This is a genomic window from Bacteroides thetaiotaomicron VPI-5482, from assembly GCF_000011065.1.
Taxonomy (GTDB): domain Bacteria; phylum Bacteroidota; class Bacteroidia; order Bacteroidales; family Bacteroidaceae; genus Bacteroides; species Bacteroides thetaiotaomicron.
This window is the reverse complement of the sequence record NC_004663.1, coordinates 78,069-92,977: the sequence shown is the minus strand read 5'-3', so window position 1 is coordinate 92,977 and position 14,909 is coordinate 78,069. Positions and strand designations below refer to the sequence as shown.

General features: G+C 45.1%; 19 protein-coding genes. 17 read left to right on the top strand and 2 right to left on the bottom strand.

The features are described from left to right. Window positions 1-12: 12 nt before the first annotated feature. Complete coding sequence (gene mobB, locus BT_RS00490; RefSeq protein WP_011107110.1) at window positions 13-1,251, bottom strand: conjugal transfer protein MobB; 1,239 nt, start codon at window positions 1,249-1,251, stop codon at window positions 13-15. Beyond that, on the bottom strand, window positions 1,236-1,673 hold the full coding sequence (mobA, locus tag BT_RS00485) for a conjugal transfer protein MobA (protein ID WP_007216065.1): 438 nt from the start codon (window positions 1,671-1,673) through the stop codon (window positions 1,236-1,238). Before mobA ends, mobB begins: the two co-directional genes overlap by 16 nt. Window positions 1,674-2,031: 358 nt before the next feature. On the opposite strand from mobA, the gene BT_RS00475 reads away from it, so the two are divergent. The 17 genes from BT_RS00475 to BT_RS00395 all read left to right on the top strand — a co-directional run bounded on the left by BT_RS00475 (window position 2,032) and on the right by BT_RS00395 (window position 14,869). After that, window positions 2,032-2,361, top strand: a complete 330-nt coding sequence (locus BT_RS00475; protein WP_105100255.1) for a hypothetical protein — start codon at window positions 2,032-2,034, stop codon at window positions 2,359-2,361. Then, window positions 2,358-3,119: a ParA family protein gene (locus tag BT_RS00470; protein WP_011107109.1), complete on the top strand. Its 762-nt coding sequence runs from the start codon at window positions 2,358-2,360 to the stop codon at window positions 3,117-3,119. The genes BT_RS00475 and BT_RS00470 overlap by 4 nt, the downstream gene beginning before the upstream one ends. Window positions 3,120-3,123: 4 nt before the next feature. Further along, the gene (locus tag BT_RS00465; RefSeq protein WP_011107108.1) at window positions 3,124-3,561 is read left to right on the top strand and encodes a DUF3408 domain-containing protein; all 438 of its coding nucleotides are present in this window, start codon (window positions 3,124-3,126) and stop codon (window positions 3,559-3,561) included. Window position 3,562: 1 nt separating this feature from the next. Continuing rightward, on the top strand, window positions 3,563-4,243 hold the full coding sequence (locus BT_RS00460) for a hypothetical protein (RefSeq protein WP_011107107.1): 681 nt from the start codon (window positions 3,563-3,565) through the stop codon (window positions 4,241-4,243). Window positions 4,244-4,407: 164 nt separating this feature from the next. After that, entirely contained in the window at window positions 4,408-4,704 is a 297-nt protein-coding gene (locus BT_RS00455; RefSeq protein ID WP_011107106.1) for a DUF4134 domain-containing protein, read from the top strand. An 11-nt stretch (window positions 4,705-4,715) separates the two neighbouring features. Next, window positions 4,716-5,042: a DUF4133 domain-containing protein gene (locus BT_RS00450; protein ID WP_011107105.1), complete on the top strand. Its 327-nt coding sequence runs from the start codon at window positions 4,716-4,718 to the stop codon at window positions 5,040-5,042. Beyond that, complete coding sequence (locus BT_RS00445) at window positions 5,039-7,543, top strand: TraG family conjugative transposon ATPase (protein WP_011107104.1); 2,505 nt, start codon at window positions 5,039-5,041, stop codon at window positions 7,541-7,543. The genes BT_RS00450 and BT_RS00445 overlap by 4 nt, the downstream gene beginning before the upstream one ends. Window positions 7,544-7,571: 28 nt before the next feature. Further along, entirely contained in the window at window positions 7,572-7,928 is a 357-nt protein-coding gene (locus tag BT_RS00440) for a DUF3876 domain-containing protein (RefSeq protein ID WP_011107103.1), read from the top strand. 4 nt (window positions 7,929-7,932) lie between these two features. Beyond that, entirely contained in the window at window positions 7,933-8,562 is a 630-nt protein-coding gene (locus tag BT_RS00435) for a DUF4141 domain-containing protein (RefSeq protein ID WP_011107102.1), read from the top strand. A gap of 18 nt (window positions 8,563-8,580) precedes the next feature. After that, window positions 8,581-9,606, top strand: coding sequence for a conjugative transposon protein TraJ (gene traJ / locus BT_RS00430; protein ID WP_011107101.1), 1,026 nt, complete (start codon window positions 8,581-8,583; stop codon window positions 9,604-9,606). A 12-nt stretch (window positions 9,607-9,618) separates the two neighbouring features. Next, the gene (gene traK / locus BT_RS00425) at window positions 9,619-10,242 is read left to right on the top strand and encodes a conjugative transposon protein TraK (protein WP_011107100.1); all 624 of its coding nucleotides are present in this window, start codon (window positions 9,619-9,621) and stop codon (window positions 10,240-10,242) included. A 3-nt stretch (window positions 10,243-10,245) separates the two neighbouring features. Further along, the gene (locus BT_RS00420) at window positions 10,246-10,551 is read left to right on the top strand and encodes a TraL conjugative transposon family protein (RefSeq protein WP_011107099.1); all 306 of its coding nucleotides are present in this window, start codon (window positions 10,246-10,248) and stop codon (window positions 10,549-10,551) included. Beyond that, a complete protein-coding gene (traM, locus tag BT_RS00415; RefSeq protein WP_011107098.1) occupies window positions 10,526-11,911 on the top strand; it encodes a conjugative transposon protein TraM in 1,386 nt (461 codons plus the stop codon). Before BT_RS00420 ends, traM begins: the two co-directional genes overlap by 26 nt. Window positions 11,912-11,944: 33 nt before the next feature. Next, window positions 11,945-12,853: a conjugative transposon protein TraN gene (traN, locus tag BT_RS00410; protein WP_011107097.1), complete on the top strand. Its 909-nt coding sequence runs from the start codon at window positions 11,945-11,947 to the stop codon at window positions 12,851-12,853. Window positions 12,854-12,855: 2 nt separating this feature from the next. Then, window positions 12,856-13,434 carry a conjugal transfer protein TraO gene (locus tag BT_RS00405; RefSeq protein ID WP_010992388.1) on the top strand — a complete coding sequence of 193 codons (579 nt, stop codon included), beginning with the start codon at window positions 12,856-12,858 and terminating at the stop codon, window positions 13,432-13,434. A gap of 21 nt (window positions 13,435-13,455) precedes the next feature. Continuing rightward, window positions 13,456-13,899, top strand: a complete 444-nt coding sequence (locus tag BT_RS00400) for a DUF3872 domain-containing protein (RefSeq protein WP_011107096.1) — start codon at window positions 13,456-13,458, stop codon at window positions 13,897-13,899. Window positions 13,900-14,002: 103 nt separating this feature from the next. Beyond that, window positions 14,003-14,869: a hypothetical protein gene (locus BT_RS00395; RefSeq protein WP_011107095.1), complete on the top strand. Its 867-nt coding sequence runs from the start codon at window positions 14,003-14,005 to the stop codon at window positions 14,867-14,869. Window positions 14,870-14,909: the final 40 nt, after the last annotated feature.

The window sequence follows — 14,909 nt, the reverse complement described above, 5'->3', positions numbered from 1 at the left end:
TTTTTATATTTATTAAATACGTCTTTGTTTCTTCTTCTTTTTCTTCTTGGGTGGTGGAACTTGGCTGTTATCAGGTGGCGTATCATTCCCACCGGATAAAAGGCTGAACAGTCCCGCAATGGCTTTTCCTGTATTTTCAAGATGTCCGGTCGGGTTATATTCCGGTTTTTGTTCCTGCGTTTCCTGTTTGCTGTTTCCCGACAAAGTACGGGAGCCGGAAAACAGGTCGTTGAACACATTGGCGGAAAAGTCCTTTCCCAACCGTGAACCGTTCAGGACGGTACGGTTTTCGTGGTCGATGAATGTTACACCGTATATCCTGCCTGTATCGTTCTGCCGGAAAAGAACGTCTATACCTTTCCTTTTCAGTTCTTGTTCCAGTTCCTTACGGCTATGGGCGGATTTCATCACTGCGCCGACCGTCCGGCGGGTACGCTCTTTCAGGTTCTTGTCCTGAATGTCTTTTGTGGATTTCTTGATGTGTCGCTGGATGGCTTCGTAACCTACCGACTTACCCAAAGAGGATGATTTGAACGGGTTGCCTTGTTTTTCCCCTTTGTCATTGGTTGCCGAATAGACAATGCCGTTATAGGGTTTGCCGTTCACTTCCCCTTTCACTTCTTCTGCCTGTACATTATATATAGATAGCAACGCTTTGTATTCCGTGAAACTTTGGAAACGGTAGCTGCTGGCAAGGGCTTTCACCGTATTGGATAACTGGTGCTTTACGTCCCCTGCCCGGTAGTCCACCTTTTTAAGTTCGGGGCGGTCGGCTGCCTGTTTCTTCTCTGCCGGATGCAGCCCGTACTTCTGTTCCAGTTCACGGGTGATTTGTTTGCTGCGGATATGCTCGAACTTGTCGTTTATCTTTTTGCCCGTATCATCCACCCGGATGGAAACGATATGTATATGATGCCTTGCAATATCTTCGTGCTTGTAAACCATATACGGCTGGTTGCCGTACCCCAACTTATCCATATATTCTTTGGCTATATCCGCAAGCTGGCTATCGGAAAGTACATCGTCCGGGTGCGGGTTCAGGGAGATATGGATAATCGGCTTTTCCGTTTTCAGGTCTGCGGGCAGGTGCATATCGAAACATTCCATACAACGCCGGATGCTGAAATTTCCGTCCTCACTTTCAAACATACGGTTACTTAAAAGTACCTTTCCCTGTTCTTCGTCCACCTTGTTTTGGTTGTAAGAAAGTGCACCGAACAGGGAACTGCCTACGCTTATCTTTGCAACCATCTTGTTTCAAATTCACGGGTCAGTTCAATAATTTGGCGGTTCAGGTCGGCAAGTTCTATCGTTGCCTTTTCCAGTTTATAGAGAAAAGCGAGTGCTTTCTTCTCCGAAAAATTGGTATTGAGAGCCTTTACCACCTGATTATAATTCACGGCTATACCCCTGTACTGGGAATATAAAGCGGTCAGCCGGGTATAATATTCTACCGCCGCCTTGTCGATTTTAATCACTTTGAACGGTTCGCCAAAGATGCGGGCGGTGATAAAATGCGCTTTGGTGCGCATACCCGACTGGTCGAACAATGCCAAAAAGCGGGCGTGGTCTATCGCATTGAAGCTGATAGAGTACCGGAACACTGCCGGGTCTGCTTTGGGCTTTCGTCCTGCGCCACCCGGACGGGGCGCATTTTCATTTTTCTGTTTCATGTTTCATTTCTTTAAAGGGTTACGACTTCGGAGTGACCCTATCCCGGCTTCGTCCGGGCAAGGCGTTCAAAGCTGCTGAAAGAATTTCAAGCTGCTTAGAACACACCTTGCTATTTGCCAGTGCAAATAAAAATCCGCCTACGGACGGATTGGAGTTAGCGGATATTGGAACGCTCCCGGCGGCGGGGGCTTGGTTAGCCTGACCGATACCTTTCGGTTGCAAAGTAACGGGTATTAAAAATGCTGTGAAATAGCGGGTTATAGGACAAATGAGGACAAACGGGGACATTTGAGGACACATCTCGAAAGGGGTTGTTTTTCTATGTTTATTTGTCCCGGATTTAAGAAAGATAGCAATATGGATAGATGGAAATATAGAACGGAAAGCGGACGGAAAGAAAGCGGTTTTGAAAACTTGAAAACAAGATTTCAAGATTGCAATCTTTCAAGAAAGCAGGAAAGCAAACCGGATGGAATGATTGAAAGAAAACTGTCATTCAATCGGGAAAGCAAACTTTCTGCAAAGAAAACAAGCTGTCTTTGCAGAAAGATAACAAGAAACAAGGAAAGAGAAAAAGAAGTCATTCCGGCTTTCGAGCTTTCAACATGGAACGAAAGAAAACCATCCGTCAATCTGTACGGATGGAATGAAATAAAGATGTATCACAAAAAAGAATTATTACAATGAAGAAAGAAACCTTGTATGTGGCTTTCTCCACCCAAAAGGGCGGGGTCGGCAAAACAACATTCACCGTTTTGGTAGCAAGTTATCTGTATTATCTCAAAGGGTATAACGTGGCGGTCGTGGATTGCGATTACCCGCAGCACAGTATCAGTGCCATGCGCAAACGGGATGCCGAACAGGTGAACGGTGACGATTATTACAAACAGCTTGCTTTCAGCCAGTTCAAAACACTGGGAAAGAAAGCGTACCCGGTGTTGTGTAGTTCACCGGACGAAGCGATAAAAACGGCGGATGAATTTCTTGCGTCTGCCGGGTCGGATTATGATGTGGTCTTTTTCGACCTGCCCGGAACGGTGAACAGTGAGGGTGTTATCAATTCGCTTTCAGGGGTGGACTACATTTTCACTCCCATAGCCGCCGACCGGGTGGTATTGGAAAGCAGCCTTTCCTTTGCGGTAGCTATCAACAAACTGCTGGTAAAGAATGAAGCGTGCCGACTGAAAGGGCTGCACCTGTTTTGGAACATGGTAGATGGGCGGGAAAAAACAGACCTGTACACCCTGTATGAACAGACCATCGGGGAACTGGAATTACCCCTTATGAAAGTATTTATCCCGGACACCAAAAGGTTTAAAAAGGAACTGGACGCACAACGTAAAACCGTGTTCCGTTCTACGCTGTTCCCGGCGGACAAACGGCTGGTAAAAGGCAGTAACATAGAAGAACTGATAACCGAAATCGCATACCTTATAAAACTGTAACGATATGGCAAAGCAAAGCGGCGGGAAACCGCAAATTGACGAGGATTTTATGAAAGAGATTATTTCACAGGGCTTGCCCGTGAAAAAACAGGAAACACCATTGGTAACAGTGGAAACACCGGATAAGCCGGAAACAGTGAATAAGGAAGAAATCAAGGCAGAACCTAAGGAAGAAAAGGCGGTGAAAGAACCTGCCCGCCGGAAAAAGAACACTCCGGGCGATTACCGGGAAACCTATTTCATGCGGGTGGACTTGACCGACCGACAACCGTTATATGTCAGCCGTACCACCCACGAAAAGCTAATGAAGATAGTAACTGTTATTGGCGGACGCAAGGCAACCGTCAGCAGCTATGTAGAAAATATCCTGCTCCGTCATTTCGACCAGTTTCAGGACGAGATAAACGAACTGTACGAAAGCAAATTTGAAAAGCCGTTTTGATATGTTGAAATGGTTTATTATCGGAACACTCCTGTATTACGCCGTTCTCTTATGGCGATACAGGGATAGCTTGGGAACATGGTTCACGGGTGGGAAAAGAGAGCCGGAACAGCCCAAAAACAAACCGACCGTGAAAGCCGGAAACGGTGATTGTCTTGTAGGTGCAAGCCGTTACCGTATAGGACAAATGAGGACAAACGGGGACATATCAGGACACCTTTCAAAAGGGGTTGATAATGCTTCTATATTTGTCCCGCAAAGCGATGAAACGGTAACTGAAACACCTGCTGCGCAAGCGATTGAAACCGAATTTGAAATGGAATTTGAAACGGAAGATGCGGAAGAAACGGACGTTTCGGCGGATGAAATCGAAGCGGAAGAAATCGCCTGCTACATGGGTGACGGTGAACCGGAAATGGCACAGGGTATCACGTTGGGTGAGCTGGCGCAAATGGTACAGGTCATTCAAATAAAACAAGCGTCCGACACAGAGGAACGGCAAGCCGTTCAAACCATCTGCCGGACGGAAACAAACCTGTTTCATTCGCTGGTGGAGCAGATAAACGGGGGCAGGTCACGGGTAGCGGAACTTTTACAAAAGCATGAGATACCCGTGCCCGCCACCGTCCCGGTTGCCGGAAGTAATGAAATGGCAGATTTTGACATGAACGATTTTCTTTAATGGTAAACTTTAAATAATAAGATGATGAAACAAAAAGATTACGGTTAAACAAACCTTTCCGAACATGGGGAACATTCCCCACAACCACAAAAATATCAATTATTAATCACTCCGCCGGGCGGACTATCCAACCGTCCGGCAATTTAAAAATCAATGTATTTATAATGAAAAAGAAAGTTCTCTTTTCGGCAGTCGCTCTATTGGCTGCATCCGCTACGTTTGCACAAGGTAACGGCATGGCGGGTATTACAGAAGCTACCAACATGGTAACGTCCTATTTCGACCCGGCAACAAAATTAATTTACGCCATCGGTGCGGTGGTGGGCTTGATTGGCGGCGTGAAAGTATATGGCAAGTTTTCTTCGGGCGACCCTGACACCAGTAAAACGGCGGCTTCGTGGTTCGGTGCTTGTATCTTTTTGATTGTCGCTGCCACTATCCTACGTTCATTCTTCCTCTAAAGAAATGGACTATGGCAGACTATCCGATTAACAAGGGGATAGGCAAGCCAGTTGAGTTTAAAGGGTTGAAAAGTCAGTATCTTTTCATTTTTGCGGGCGGGCTGTTAGCCCTGTTCGTGCTTTTCATCATCATGTACATGGTAGGCATTAACCAGTGGGTGTGCATCATCTTCGGCGTTACTTCGGCAACGTTGCTTGTATGGCTCACATTCCGGTTAAACGAAAAGTACGGGACACACGGGTTAATGAAATTGTCCGCACGCAAAAGCCACCCTTTCCATATCATCAACCGAAAAGCCATATCCCGATTATTCCATTTAAAACAAGCATCGAAATGAGAAATATATTAAAAGCTACTACGCTGGAAAACAAGTTTCCACTGTTCACGGTGGAAAACGGGTGCATCGTTTCCAAAGACGCCGACATAACGGTGGCGTTCCGGGTGGAACTGCCGGAACTGTTCACCGTCACGGCAGCCGAATACGAAGCGATACATTCCGCTTGGAACAAGGCGGTAAAGGTGCTGCCCGATTACAGCATCGTTCATAAACAGGACTGGTTCATCAAAGAAAACTATGCGCCTGACATCCAAAAGGATGATTTGAGTTTCCTTTCCCGTTCCTTTGAACGGCATTTTAATGAAAGACCGTTCTTAAACCATACCTGCTATTTGTTTCTGACGAAAACGACAAAGGAACGTAGCCGGATGCAGAGTAATTTTTCTACTCTTTGCCGGGGCTTCCTTGTCCCCAAAGAGATAAAGGACAAGGAAACGGTTACAAAGTTCCTCGAAGCGGTGGGGCAGTTTGAAAGCATTATGAATGATAGCGGTTTCATTACCCTTACCCGCCTGACTTCGGACGAAATCACCGGGACAAAGGAAACGGCGGGTATCGTGGAAAAATACTTTTCACTCTCACAAACAGACACTACCACATTGAAAGATATTCAACTGAACGCCGGAGATATGCGTATAGGTGACGATATTCTTTGTTTGCATACTCTTTCGGATGCGGAAGATATGCCGGGCAAGGTGGGAACTGATACCCGCTATGAAAAGCTATCCACCGACCGGAGCGATTGCAGATTATCTTTTGCTTCTCCGGTGGGCGTGTTGCTCTCCTGTAACCATATCTATAACCAGTACATCTTCATTGACGACCATACGGAGAACCTGAAACAGTTTGAAAAGATGGCTCGCAATATGCACTCCCTTTCCAAATACAGCCGTGCCAATCAGATTAACAAGTCTTGGATAGAGGAATATTTGAACGAAGCACATTCACAGGGGCTTATCTCCGTGCGATGCCATTGTAATATCATGGCATGGAGTGACGACCGGGACGAACTCAAACACATTAAAAATGATGTGGGGTCACAGCTCGCACTTATGGAGTGCAAGCCACGTCATAACACCACCGACACACCGACCTTGTTTTGGGCGGGCATACCCGGCAATCAGGCGGACTTCCCGGCGGAAGAAAGTTTCTACACCTTTATTGAACAGGCTCTTTGCCTATTCACCGAAGAAACGAACTACAAAAGTTCGCTTTCTCCCTTTGGTATCAAGATGGTGGATAGGGTCACAGGAAAGCCGTTGCACATTGATATTTCAGACCTGCCAATGAAAAAAGGTATCATTACCAATCGCAACAAGTTCATACTTGGACCGAGTGGTAGCGGCAAATCATTCTTCACCAATCACATGGTGCGCCAGTATTACGAACAAAATGCGCACGTCCTGCTGGTTGATACCGGAAACAGTTACTTAGGATTGTGTGAAATGATAAACCGGAAAACGCACGGGGAAGATGGGATTTATTTTACCTATACTACTGAAAACCCGATAGCGTTTAATCCTTTCTATGTGGAAGATGGGGTATTCGATATTGAAAAGAAAGAGAGTATCAAAACGCTTATCCTGACCCTTTGGAAAAGGGACGATGAAGCACCCACACGGGCGGAAGAAGTGGCTTTGTCAAACGCCGTAAGTTCCTATATCGAACTGATTACTAAGGATAGTTCGGTTACTCCCTGCTTCAATACATTCTATGAATATGTGAAAAATGACTACCGGGCGCACCTGCAAGAAAAGAACGTCCGGGAAAAGGATTTCGATATAGACAACTTCCTGAATGTATTAGAACCTTACTACAAAGGGGGCGAATATGATTACCTGCTGAACTCCGACAAGGAGCTTGATTTGCTGCATAAACGCTTCATTGTCTTTGAGTTGGATAATATCAAAGACCACAAAATTTTATTCCCGATTACTACGATTATCATCATGGAAGTATTTATTTCCAAAATGCGTAAACTAAAGGGTATCAGGAAATTAATATTGATAGAAGAAGCGTGGAAAGCGATTGCATCGGCGAATATGGCGGATTACATAAAATATTTATACAAAACCGTTAGAAAGTATTTCGGCGAAGCGATTGTAGTTACCCAAGAGGTCGAAGATATTATTTCCTCGCCCATTGTAAAAGAGAGTATTATAAACAATTCTGATTGTAAGATACTGCTCGACCAAAGGAAATACCTTAATAAATTCGATAGCATACAGAACCTTTTGGGACTGACCGATAAGGAACGTTCACAGATGCTTTCCATCAACCTTGCCAATCATCCGAACCGGAAATACAAGGAAGTTTGGATAGGCTTAGGCGGTACACAATCAGCCGTATATGCTACCGAAGTGAGTTTGGAAGAATATTTTACATACACCACCGAAGAAACGGAAAAGATGGAACTATTCGCCTTGTCCGAAAAGTTGGGCGGTAATCTCGAACTTGCTATCAAACGGCTTGCCGAAAGCAAGCGCAATCCCGAAAAATAATCAATTAACAATTTAAAATTCATTCAGTATGAAACATTTAAAATTCTTGTTTCCGGTGCTGTTATGCACCTTGTTACTGGGGCTTTCTTCCTGTAAGGAAACGAACGCCGACCGTCTTAGGGCGATGCGTGGCGACTGGGAAAGCGTGAAAAACCGTCCGGCGTTTACTCTCTTTGAGGAAAACGGGCATTACCGGGTAACGACCTATCGAAAGACCTACCGGGGGACTATCCAAACGGAAACCTATCAGATTTCAGAACAAGACGGAAACCTGTTCATCGAAACGGGGTTGTCCGTCCTGCTGACTTATGACAAAGAGAATGACCGGATTCTGCTTTCTCCCGGCGGAGAATATAAACGGAGTAACCAACCAATAAAGAAGTAAGCGTATGAAAACAAAGATTATAATGCTGCTCGTAGTATGCAGCCTGTTTGTCGGAAAGGTAAACGCACAGTGGGTGGTGAGTGACCCCGGCAACTTGGCGCAAGGGATTATCAATGCGTCAAAGAACATCATTCAGACTTCTTCGACCGCACAGAATATGATAAAGAATTTTCAGGAAACGGTAAAGATTTATCAACAGGGAAAAGATTATTATGATGCCTTAAAATCAGTGCATAACCTTGTCAAAGATGCCCGGAAAGTACAAAAGTCTATCCTGCTTATCGGTGAGATTTCCGACATCTATGTGAACAGTTTTCAGAAGATGCTTTCGGATGAAAACTACACGCCGGACGAACTTTCCGCCATTGCCTATGGCTATACCCAACTGTTGCAGGAAAGTTCCGATGTGCTGGAAGAAATGAAAAGTGTGGTGAACATCAACGGGCTTTCCATGTCGGATAAAGAACGGATGGACGTTATCGACCGGACGTATAACGCCATCAGGAACTACCGGGATTTGGTGAGTTATTATACCCGCAAAAATATTTCCGTTTCCTACCTGCGGGCGAAAAAGAAAAAGGACACTGACCGGGTAATGGCTTTGTACGGTTCGGCGGATGAACGTTACTGGTAACTTCTAAAAATAAGTAGTATGTTATTAGCAATCGAATTTGATAACCTGCATCAGATACTCCGTAGTTTATACACGGATATGATGCCGTTATGCGGGAACATGGCGGGGGTAGCCAAAGGAATAGCGGGACTGGGGGCTTTGTTCTATGTGGCTGCCAAAGTATGGCAGTCGCTCGCCAGTGCCGAACCGATAGACGTTTACCCTTTGCTCCGTCCTTTTGTGATTGGTTTCTGTATTATGTTCTTCCCCACATTCGTACTGGGTACGATTAACAGCGTGATGTCGCCAGTAGTCAAGGGGTGTAACAATATGCTCGAAACGCAAACTTTCGATATGAACGCCTACCGGGAACAAAAGGACAAACTGGAATATGAAGCGATGGTGCGTAATCCGGAAACGGCTTACCTTGTTTCGGATGAAGCGTTTGATAAACAGATTGACGAATTGGGATGGTCTGCCAAAGATATTGCCACAATGGGCGGTATGTACATGGATAGGGCAGCCCACAATATCAAGCAATCCGTCCGGGACTGGTTCAGGGAATTGTTGGAACTGCTCTTTCAATCGGCAGCCCTCGTGATAGACACTATCCGAACCTTTTTCTTGATTGTCCTTGCCATACTGGGTCCGATAGCCTTTGCCATCAGTGTATATGATGGCTTTCAGGCGACACTGACCCAATGGATAACAAGGTACATTTCCGTTTACCTGTGGCTACCCGTTTCAGACCTGTTCAGTTCCATTCTTGCCCGAATACAGGTGCTTATGCTCCAAAAGGATATTCAGGAGCTATCAGACCCCAATTTTGTACCCGATAGCAGCAATTCAGTGTACATAATCTTTATGATAATCGGTATCATCGGTTACTTCACCATCCCCACCGTATCGAACTGGATTATTCAGGCGGGCGGAATGGGCAACATGAGCCGGAATATAAACAGTGCAGCCAATAAAACGGGCAGTGGCGTTGGTGCGGTAGCCGGAGCAGCCACCGGGAACGCTGGCGGCAGGGTCGGCGGTAAACTAATCAAAGGTAATCAATAATTAAAAATCAAGATGGAATTTAAAAGTTTAAAGAACATTGAAACCAGTTTCAAACAGATACGTCTTTTCGGGATTGTGTTTGTCGTTATGTGTACCCTGATAACGGGGTATGCCGTTTGGAACTCCTACACGTTTGCCGAAGCGCAACGGCAAAAGATTTATGTGCTGGACGGTGGCAAATCGTTGATGCTTGCGCTTTCGCAAGACCTGACACAAAACCGTCCGGTCGAAGCAAGGGAACACGTGAAGCGTTTTCACGAACTCTTTTTCACGCTCTCACCGGATAAGAACGCTATCGAAAGCAATATCAAACGGTCGCTGTTCCTCGACGACAAGAGCGCATTTAACTATTACCGTGACCTCTCGGAAAAGGGATATTACAACCGTATCATTTCGGGCAATATCAGCCAGACCATACAGATAGACAGCGTTTCATGCAATTTCGATGTGTACCCGTATGCGGTGGCTACCTATGCCCGCCAAATGATTATCCGTGAAAGCAGCGTGACGGAAAGAAGCCTTGTCACCCGTTGCCGGTTATTAAACGCCGTAAGAAGTGATAATAACCCGCACGGCTTTATGATGGAAAGTTTCGAGATAACGGAAAACAAGGACTTGAACACCATAAAGCGGTAAGCCATGATACGGAAAATTCTCTCTCCGGTGAATCAGGCAATTACCCATGTGCAGGACTGGGCGGATGAAAAACTCCGCCGCCTGTGCGGGCGCATGACACCGGAAATAAGGCTGGCGGTAATCCTGCTTATGCTCCTGTTCTTCGGCGGGCTATCCATCTACTTTACGGTATCATCCATTTACCGGATAGGAAAAGAGGATGGCGAAACCATACGGATAGAACACATCAGGCAGTTGCAGTTACAAAGTAAAGACAGTACGAACATTTTTAATCAGTCAGACAATGGAAGAAAAAGAAGTGAAGAATGAAGTTCCCACACCGGAAACGGCAAAGGGAAAAGAACCTGAAAAACAGGGAAAGGAAAAAAAGGAACTGACCCCACAGCAGATACAGCAACGAAAAAAGATGCTGGTTTACCCGCTTATGGGACTGGTTTTCTTAGGGTCTATATACCTGATTTTTGCACCGTCCGATAAGGACGAAGCAAAGGTGGAAAACGTGGGCGGATTTAACGCCGATATTCCGCAACCCAAAGGGGACGGGATAATCAGCGATAAAAAGACCGCCTACGAACAGGAACAAATGGAGAACAAACAGGCGGACAAGATGCGCTCCTTACAGGATTTTGCCTTTTCGCTCGGAGAGGAAAACGGGAACGGGGAAGATTTGACCCTGATAGATGATGCTCCGGCAGAAAAACCGAAAACCAATGTAATAGACTTCGGGGCGGGTGCGCCGAACAATAGCCGTTCCTCTATCCAATCTTCGGCGGCAGCTTACTGGGACATGAACCGTCAGTTAGGCAGTTTCTACGAAACGCCGAAAGAGGACAAGGAAAAAGAGGAACTGAAACGTCAGGTGGAAGAACTCACTGCCCGGCTCGATGCGAAAGAAAGCGGTGCGGGCAACATGGATGAACAGGTTGCACTTATGGAAAAGTCCTACGAACTGGCGGCAAAGTATATGAACGGACAGAACGGGCAAAGCGTACCACCGCAACCGGGACAGATTGCACAGGTCGCACCGTCCGCACCTGTTCAGGGCAAAGGAAATGCCACACCTGTAAAATCGGTATCGGACAGGACGGTTTCAGGATTGCAGCAGCCCATGAGCAACGCCGAATTTGTCGCCGAATACAGCAAGCCACGCAATTACGGGTTTAATACGGCGGTCGGCAGTGGTTATTCGATAGGAAAAAACACTATCCGGGCGTGTGTTCATAACGACCAAACACTTATGGACGGGCAGACCGTCAAGCTCCGGCTGTTAGAACCGTTACAGGCGGGGAACGTGATTGTCCCGAAAAACAGCCTTGTTTCAGGAAGTGCCAAAGTGCAGGGGGAACGGCTCGACATACTGGTGTCCTCGCTCGAATATGCGGGTAACATCATTCCGGTGGAACTTGCCGTTTACGACAGTGACGGGCAAAAGGGGCTTTCCGTTCCCTCGTCACTGGAACAGGAAGCGGCAAAGGAAGCGATGGCGAACATCGGTGCGGGACTGGGTACGAGCATTTCATTTGCGCAAAGTGCCGGGCAGCAGGTCGCAATGGATATTACAAGGGGCTTGATGCAAGGCGGTTCGCAATACCTTGCCAAGAAGTTCAGAACGGTAAAAGTACACCTGAAAGCGAACTATCAGGTGATGCTTTACGCCAAACAACAGTAATTTATTTATCAACCATAAAAATTTCAATCCAAAATGAAAAAGTTAATTATCATGTTCGCCCTACTCTTGGGCGTGGTTTCAATGAAAGCACAAAGTAACGATTTGTATCAGGGCATTACTAAAAAGCTGCCTTACCGCCAAATGGTGACACCTTACGGCGTACAGGTGACGTTCGCCAAAACGGTACATATCATTTTCCCGTCTGCCGTTAAGTACGTGGACTTAGGCAGTAACTACATTATTGCCGGAAAAGCGGACGGGGCGGAAAATGTTGTCAGGGTCAAGGCTACGACAGAGGGCTTTCCCGGTGAAACCAATTTTTCCGTTATCTGTGAGGATGGCAGCTTTTACAGTTTTAACGCAAAATACGCACACGAACCGGAAATGCTGAACATCGAAATGAAAGACTTCTTGGAGAATGAGGACACAACGGATTTCAGCCATACCCGGATGAACATCTATTTCCGTGAACTGGGTAACGAAAGCCCGCTTTTGGTAAAGCTGATTATGCAGTCCATCTACAAGAACAATGACCGGGAAATAAAGCATTTGGGATGCAAACGGTTCGGGGTGCAGTTCTTGGTAAAGGGGATTTATTCGCATAACGGGCTGTTCTACTTCCACACACAAACAAAGAACAGTTCAAACGTGCCGTTTGATACCGACTTTATCCGTTTCAAGATTGTGGATAAGAAAGTAGCCAAAAGAACGGCTATTCAGGAAACCGTTATCGACCCGGTGCGGAGCTATAACGAGATACTGGTTATCGGCGGCAAAAGTACCGTCCGCACCGTGTACACCGTTCCGCAGTTCACTATCCCTGACGATAAGATATTAGTCATCGAACTGGTGGAAAAGAACGGGGGCAGACACCAAACTATCCGGGTGGAAAATTCGGATGTAGTGGCTGCCAAAGTGATTAACGAACTTAAAATCAAATGAACATGAAAAGGATATGTTGTATTATATCCCTTTTTGTGCTGTGCCTGACTTTCAACCAGGCACACGCACAAAGATGTCTGCCGGGAATGAAAGGCTTGCAGGTTACGGGCGGCATGGCGGACGGTGTTCACTGGAACAGTAAAAGCGATTTCGCCTATTACTTCGGGGCTGCCATGAGTACCTATACCAAAAACGGGAACAGGTGGGTTATCGGCGGGGAATACCTCGAAAAGCATTACCCCTATAAGGATTTGCAAATACCAGTCAGCCAGTTTACAGGCGAGGGCGGTTACTATCTGAATTTCCTTTCAGACCGGAAGAAAACCTTTTTTCTTTCACTGGGATTGTCCGCACTTGCCGGGTATGAAACAAGCAACTGGGGCGATAAATTGCTGCCCGATGGCTCGACCCTGACCGATAAGGACGGTTTTGTCTATGGCGGTGCGCTGACGCTGGAACTGGAAAGTTACATTACCGACCGGGTGGTGTTCCTGATTAACGCAAGGGAAAGATGCCTGTTCGGTTCTTCAGTCGGAAAGTTCCATACACAGTTTGGTATCGGTCTAAAGATAATAATGTGATAAACTAATCTATTATATATAATGTATATGAGAAAGATTATAAGCCGCATTTTGATAGGCTGCTATGTAATGGCCGCCTTGTTATTGGTGGGTGCGTGTAATGACGATGTGGATATACAGCAGTCTTACCCGTTTAGTATCGAAACGATGCCAGTGCCGAAAAAATTAAAAGTGGGTGAAACCGCCGAAATCAGGTGTCAGCTTCACCGGGACGGGCGGTTTGAGGAAACAAAGTATTTCATCCGCTATTTCCAGCCGGACGGGGCGGGAACGCTGAAAATGTCCGATGGGACGGTTTTACTGCCGAATGACCTGTACCCGCTTCCGGGTGAAACATTCCGGCTTTACTATACCTCTGCATCCACCGACCAGCAAACGGTAGATGTGTATTTTCAGGACAGCTTCGGGCAGTTGCAGCAGCTTACATTTTCGTTCAATAATGATAGCAGTAAAGAGGAGGAATAACCTTTTTGTGTAAATGTGTTAAGAAACATTCAGCAATATATTGTTGAGTGTTTCTTTTTATCTACTTTTGTATAAAAGTTTAAGTATTAAAAATGAATTATATATGGCTTCTTTTGATTTCAACCCAATAGCGGATTATGTGGTACTAAAATTCAAGTGTCCTGAATGTGGTACTGAAAATGAAACAGATGCACTTTCTGTTCCTACGCCTGATTTTGCAGCAGAAAATCATCGAGATAGTTGCAATTATGATGAGTATGAACATGAATGTTCAAATTGTGGACATATATTTGACATAACAATAAATAATGGAATATATGGAGGCGATGGGGAAATATCAGACGTAGATGATGTTTCGGTAGAAGAGGAGTTTCCAGAGGATGATTACTATGAAGAATTTAAATCATCGTTCTTTGATGAACATGTTGTAGAAACAATTGATGTTTTAGATAAAATAGATGCCTTAGACGAGATTTCACGTAAATTATTGTACCGTACTTTATATGCTAATGTTATCAGTAGTATGGAAGCATATTTGAGTGATAGACTTATTCAAAAAGTATTGTCTTCAGAAGATAATAAACGGCTATTTGTAGAAAACTTTAAGGACTTCAACGACTCTAAAATATCTATCTCAGATATTTTTAAGCAAATGGAAAATTTGGATTCCTATATAAAAAAGACATTACGTGATATTATATATCATAATCTTCCTCGTGTTAAGAACATCTATAAAACAACTTTAAGCGTTGATTTAGGTGATGTGTCTGAATTAATGAAATGCATTAGTATTCGCCATGATATAGTTCATCGAAATGGCAAGGATAAAAATGGAAATCTTCGTGATATTAGCAAGGATGATGTTTCAATATTGGCTCAGAAAGTTTCTGATTTTATTCAAAATATAGAGAACCAATTTCTTATGCAGTCAATAGATGATTCAGAAATAGATTCACTTTTTAACTTATAAACAATAAAACAAGGCTGACATTATCAATCTTGTTTTATAT

What these genes read in the sequence shown, in the direction of transcription:
- BT_RS00420 (WP_011107099.1), top strand. Translation starts at nt 10,246, where the DNA reads ATGATACGGAAAATTCTCTCTCCGGTGAATCAGGCAATTACCCATGTG.
- traJ (WP_011107101.1), top strand. Translation starts at nt 8,581, where the DNA reads ATGTTATTAGCAATCGAATTTGATAACCTGCATCAGATACTCCGTAGT.
- BT_RS00445 (WP_011107104.1), top strand. Translation starts at nt 5,039, where the DNA reads ATGAGAAATATATTAAAAGCTACTACGCTGGAAAACAAGTTTCCACTG.
- BT_RS00440 (WP_011107103.1), top strand. Translation starts at nt 7,572, where the DNA reads ATGAAACATTTAAAATTCTTGTTTCCGGTGCTGTTATGCACCTTGTTA.
- BT_RS00460 (WP_011107107.1), top strand. Translation starts at nt 3,563, where the DNA reads ATGTTGAAATGGTTTATTATCGGAACACTCCTGTATTACGCCGTTCTC.
- BT_RS00435 (WP_011107102.1), top strand. Translation starts at nt 7,933, where the DNA reads ATGAAAACAAAGATTATAATGCTGCTCGTAGTATGCAGCCTGTTTGTC.
- traK (WP_011107100.1), top strand. Translation starts at nt 9,619, where the DNA reads ATGGAATTTAAAAGTTTAAAGAACATTGAAACCAGTTTCAAACAGATA.
- traN (WP_011107097.1), top strand. Translation starts at nt 11,945, where the DNA reads ATGAAAAAGTTAATTATCATGTTCGCCCTACTCTTGGGCGTGGTTTCA.
- BT_RS00475 (WP_105100255.1), top strand. Translation starts at nt 2,032, where the DNA reads ATGGATAGATGGAAATATAGAACGGAAAGCGGACGGAAAGAAAGCGGT.
- BT_RS00405 (WP_010992388.1), top strand. Translation starts at nt 12,856, where the DNA reads ATGAAAAGGATATGTTGTATTATATCCCTTTTTGTGCTGTGCCTGACT.
- BT_RS00395 (WP_011107095.1), top strand. Translation starts at nt 14,003, where the DNA reads ATGGCTTCTTTTGATTTCAACCCAATAGCGGATTATGTGGTACTAAAA.
- BT_RS00455 (WP_011107106.1), top strand. Translation starts at nt 4,408, where the DNA reads ATGAAAAAGAAAGTTCTCTTTTCGGCAGTCGCTCTATTGGCTGCATCC.
- traM (WP_011107098.1), top strand. Translation starts at nt 10,526, where the DNA reads ATGGAAGAAAAAGAAGTGAAGAATGAAGTTCCCACACCGGAAACGGCA.
- BT_RS00465 (WP_011107108.1), top strand. Translation starts at nt 3,124, where the DNA reads ATGGCAAAGCAAAGCGGCGGGAAACCGCAAATTGACGAGGATTTTATG.
- mobB (WP_011107110.1), bottom strand. Translation starts at nt 1,251, where the DNA reads ATGGTTGCAAAGATAAGCGTAGGCAGTTCCCTGTTCGGTGCACTTTCT.
- BT_RS00450 (WP_011107105.1), top strand. Translation starts at nt 4,716, where the DNA reads ATGGCAGACTATCCGATTAACAAGGGGATAGGCAAGCCAGTTGAGTTT.
- mobA (WP_007216065.1), bottom strand. Translation starts at nt 1,673, where the DNA reads ATGAAACAGAAAAATGAAAATGCGCCCCGTCCGGGTGGCGCAGGACGA.
- BT_RS00400 (WP_011107096.1), top strand. Translation starts at nt 13,456, where the DNA reads ATGTATATGAGAAAGATTATAAGCCGCATTTTGATAGGCTGCTATGTA.
- BT_RS00470 (WP_011107109.1), top strand. Translation starts at nt 2,358, where the DNA reads ATGAAGAAAGAAACCTTGTATGTGGCTTTCTCCACCCAAAAGGGCGGG.